Here is a 4092-nt window from a genome sequence, read left to right as displayed (position 1 = left end):
CCGGTGGACAGCTTGGCACTGGCCAGGGCCTGCATGATGACCCGCTGCTGGGACGGCCCGTTGGGGGCGGTGAGCCCGTTGGAGGCGCCGTCCTGGTTGGCCGCCGAGCCGCGCACCACGGCGAGCACCGGGTGCCCGAGCCGGCGCGCGTCGGAGAGCCGCTCCACCAGGAGCACGCCGACGCCCTCGGACCAGCCGGTGCCGTCGGCCGCGGCGGCGAAGGACTTGCACCGGCCGTCCCCGGCCAGCCCGCGCTGCTTGCTGAACTCGGTGAACACGCCCGGGGTGGCCATGACGGTGACGCCGCCGACCAGTGCCAGCGAGCACTCGCCCTGGCGCACCGAACGGGCGGCCAGGTGGAGCGCGACCAGCGAGGAGGAGCAGGCGGTGTCCACGGTGATCGCGGGGCCCTCCAGGCCCATCGCGTAGGAGACCCGGCCCGAGATGACGGCGCTGGCGCCGCCGGTGAGCAGGTAGCCCTCGCCGCCCTCGTGCGGCGCCCCGGCGACCAGCGCGGTGTACTTCTGGTCGCCGGCGCCGATGAAGACGCCGGTGTCGCTGCCGCGCAGCGAGGTGGGGTCGAGGCGGGCGCGCTCGACGGCCTCCCAGCACGCCTGGAGCAGCAGCCGCTGCTGCGGGTCCATCGCCAGCGCCTCGCGCGGCGAGATGTCGAAGAACCCGGGGTCGAACTCGGTGGCCCCGGTGACGAAGCCGCCCTCGCGCACGTAGCTGGTCGCGGCCCGGTCCGGGTCGTCGTCGAAGAGGTGGTCGAGGGCCCAGCCGCGGTCCTCCGGGAAGGGGCCGATGGCGTCGGCGCCGTCGGCCACCAGCCGCCAGAGGTCCTCCGGTGAACGGACGCCGCCGGGGAACCGGCAACTCATCCCGATGATCGCCAGCGGTTCGGCGTCCGCCGCCTCGAAATCGGCCAGGCGTTGCCTGGTCCGGTGGAGATCGGCGGTGACCCGCTTCAGATAATCGCGAAGCGTATCCTTATCAACCATCTGGTGAAACCCTCTTCCACGGATGGCGCGACGAATAGACGGAGACGACCGGCCGGCCCGTTAAGGGAATTCCTGGACTTTCGCCGCCGCCGCGTGCACCAGCCGCCCAATTCACCGGTCCCGCCCGACGCAGGCTAATCGTGGCCCGGCGCCGTCAACCACCCCTAGCCTCAAGGATTCCCCCTTAACCAGCACGCCGTCGGGAAGGATAGGGGTTGACCCCTCATCACCGTCCGCCGGAGCCTGGGGGAAAAATTTCCTCGCGATGATTGGCCGGGTCATGGTGGAGCGGCAAAGGACCAGGGTTCTCTTCGACCTCAACGATCCGCAGCTCCATAGGAACAGATACGCCTACTATCGGCGGCTGCGCGAGACGGAACCCATTCACCATTCGCCGTACGGATTCTGGACACTCAGCCGGTACGACGACGTGGACGCGTTCCTGCGCTCCCCGCAGGCGTCCTCCAGCGTCACCACGGATCCGGCGTTCGCGGAGCAGCGCGGCGGTCCCGACAGCCCGGCGATGCGCAGCCTGAGCCGCTGGATGCTGGTGAAGCACGGCGAGGAGCACCGCAAGCTGCGCCGCATCATCGCCCGGGCGGTGACGCCGCGCGCCGTGCAGCGCCTGGAGCCGGAGATCCTGCGCATCGTCAACCGGCTGATCGACGACATGGGCGAGGGCGAGGTCGACCTGATCGAGCAGCTCGCCGCCCCCGTCCCGGTCGCGGTGATCTGCGGTCTGCTGGGCATTCCGATCGAGGACGCGGACCAGTGCCTCAAGTGGACGAACGCGATCGCCAACATCATCGACCCGCTGATCACCCCGCGGATGCGGGACGCGATGAACCAGGCCGAGCCGGAGTTCAGCGCCTACATCCGGCACCAGATGGAGCTGCGCCGGGCCGAGCCCCGGGACGACGTCCTGACCATGCTGATGGCGAAGGACGAGGACGGCGAGGGGCTCAGCGACGAGGACGTGATCGCCCAGGTGCTGCTGCTGTTCAACGCCGGGCACGAGACCACGATCAACGTCATCGGCAACAGCCTGCACGCCCTGCTGACCAACCCCGACCAGCTGGAGCTGCTGCGGGCGAACCCGGGGATGATGGGCGACTGCTTCGAGGAGCTGGCCCGCTACAACTCCACGGTGCAGGTCATCCTGCGGCACCTGACCGACGACCTCGTCCTCTCCGGGCAGCGCATCCCGGCCGGCGACGTCGTCCTGGCGATCCTCGGCGCCGCCCACCGCGACCCGGCGAGGTTCCCCGACCCGGACCGCCTGGACCTGCGCCGCGAGGGCGTGAAGTCGCTCGCCTTCGGCTCCGGGCCGCACTACTGCATCGCCGCGATGCTCGGCCGGACCGAGGTCTGCCTGACCATCACCGAGCTGCTGCGGCGCTACGGGAGGATCGAGCTGGCCTCCACGGAGCTGGAGTGGCACACCCGGTTCAACTTCGTGCTGGGCCTCAAGCGCCTGCCGCTGCGGGTCGCGTACCGCGCCTGAGCCGGCGGCCCGCGGACGGAACCGCCCGGGAGCGTACGAGACGCTCCCGGGCGGTTCCGCGTCCGGTCACCCTTCGGCGGCCTGCGCACCGGGCTCGACCAGGGTGTCCAGCCACTCCCGGACGGCCGCGGCGGTCGTGGCGCCGTGTTCCATCATCACCGTGAAGTGGTTGCCGGGGACGTCCACCGTACGGTGCGGCCGGTCCCAGGTGGCGCGCCAGTCGTCCTCCCGGGTCCACTCGCCGATCGGGTCGGAGGCCCGGACCACCAGGGTGGCGGCGGCGACCTCCTCGGCCCGGAAGCCGAGGTACATCCGGCCGTACCAGGCCTGGGCGGTGAGCCGGGTGTCGGTCATCGGCACGGCCAGCTCCTCACGCCCGAAGGTGCCCTCGGTCAGCTCCGACAGCCACTCCTGGTGCATCGGACGGTCCATCGGATAGGTGTCCACCAGGACCACGCCGGCCACCGGCACGCCCATCGCCTCCAGCCGGCGGGTCAGCGCGTGGGCGAGCAGCCCGCCGCCGGAGTGTCCGAGGAGCACGAACGGAGCGTCCCCGGCGACCTCGACCAGTGTCCTGGCCTGCCAGTCCAGCGAGGCCTCCAGGCCGGCCGGCAGCTGCTCCCCGTCCCGGTAGCCGGGCAGCGGCAGCGCGATCACGTCGTGGCTGCCGTTGAAGGAGGCGGCGAAGCGGGCGAACTCGTGCACGCCGCCGAGCGCCGACATGCCGGTGTGGCAGACCACCCGCGGCCGCTTCGGCCCGCGCGCCAGGAAGACCGGCGCGGGCGGCTCGGTGACCTCCTCGGGCGAGTCGAACATCGGCCGGTAGGAGGCCGCGTCGGACAGGAACTCCATGTACTTGTGGAGCTTGTTCTGCCGCATCGACTCGGCGTACAGGGTGCGCAGGATCCCGGTCTGCTCGCGTGGCTCGGCGGCGGCGGACCCGCCGAGGGCCGCCAGGACCCGCCGGGCCAGCTCGGCCGCGGTCCCGCTGTCGAACACCACGGTGCTCTCCAGCGGCACCCCGACGGCCGTCCGGAGCCGGTCGCGCAGCTCGATCGCGCTGAGCGAGTTGACGCCCAGTTCCAGGAACGGCCGCTCCGGTGCGACCGCCTCGGCGCCGTCGTGCCCGAGCACGCCGGCGGCGTGGGCGCGGACCAGGTCGAGCACGGCCCGGTGCCGCTCCTCGTCCGGCAGCCCGGCGAGCCGCTCGCGCAGCGCCGCCGCGTCCGCCGGCACCGGCTCGTCGGCCGCGCCGGCGGTGCGCCGTGCGGCCGGGACCCCGTCCAGCAGCCGGCGCGGCCGGCTGAGCGTGTACGAGGCGGCGAAGCGCTCCCAGTCGACGTCCGCGACGGTGAGGCAGGCCTCCCTGGGCAGACGGGCGAGCAGGTCGAGCGCCGCGTCCGGGTCCAGCGCCCGCAGCCCGGTGCGGGCCAGCAGGCCGGCGGCGTCGGCGGTCAGCCCGTCGGCGGCGGCCCACGGCCCCCAGGCGATCGAGGTGGCCGCCAGGCCGGCGGCCCGGCGGGCCTCGGCCAGCGCGTCCAGGTAGGCGTTGGCCGCCGCCCGGGCGGGCTGCGCGGCACCCCAGAC

At 72.8% G+C, this 4092-nt stretch carries 3 protein-coding genes; 1 reads left to right on the top strand and 2 read right to left on the bottom strand.

Features of this window, described 5'->3' with window-relative positions; translation table 11 throughout:
- A partial coding sequence (locus tag ACIQOV_RS30820; protein WP_401053910.1) for a beta-ketoacyl synthase N-terminal-like domain-containing protein occupies positions 1-1001 on the bottom strand: 1001 nt, incomplete at its 3' end.
- A 280-nt stretch (positions 1002-1281) separates the two neighbouring features.
- On the opposite strand from ACIQOV_RS30820, the gene ACIQOV_RS30815 reads away from it, so the two are divergent.
- Positions 1282-2505 (top strand): cytochrome P450, encoded by a 1224-nt coding sequence (locus ACIQOV_RS30815; protein WP_401053909.1) that lies wholly within the window; start codon positions 1282-1284, stop codon positions 2503-2505.
- 66 nt (positions 2506-2571) lie between these two features.
- Here ACIQOV_RS30815 and ACIQOV_RS30810 read toward each other — a convergent pair.
- Positions 2572-4092: alpha/beta fold hydrolase (locus ACIQOV_RS30810; RefSeq protein WP_401053907.1), on the bottom strand; the 1521-nt coding region annotated here is incomplete at its 5' end.

The sequence above is a fragment of the Kitasatospora sp. NPDC091257 genome (assembly GCF_044757675.1).
Taxonomy (GTDB): domain Bacteria; phylum Actinomycetota; class Actinomycetes; order Streptomycetales; family Streptomycetaceae; genus Kitasatospora; species Kitasatospora lactacystinica.
Note: the sequence above shows the minus strand (reverse complement) of the source record. Positions and strands in the feature narration are given on the sequence as shown.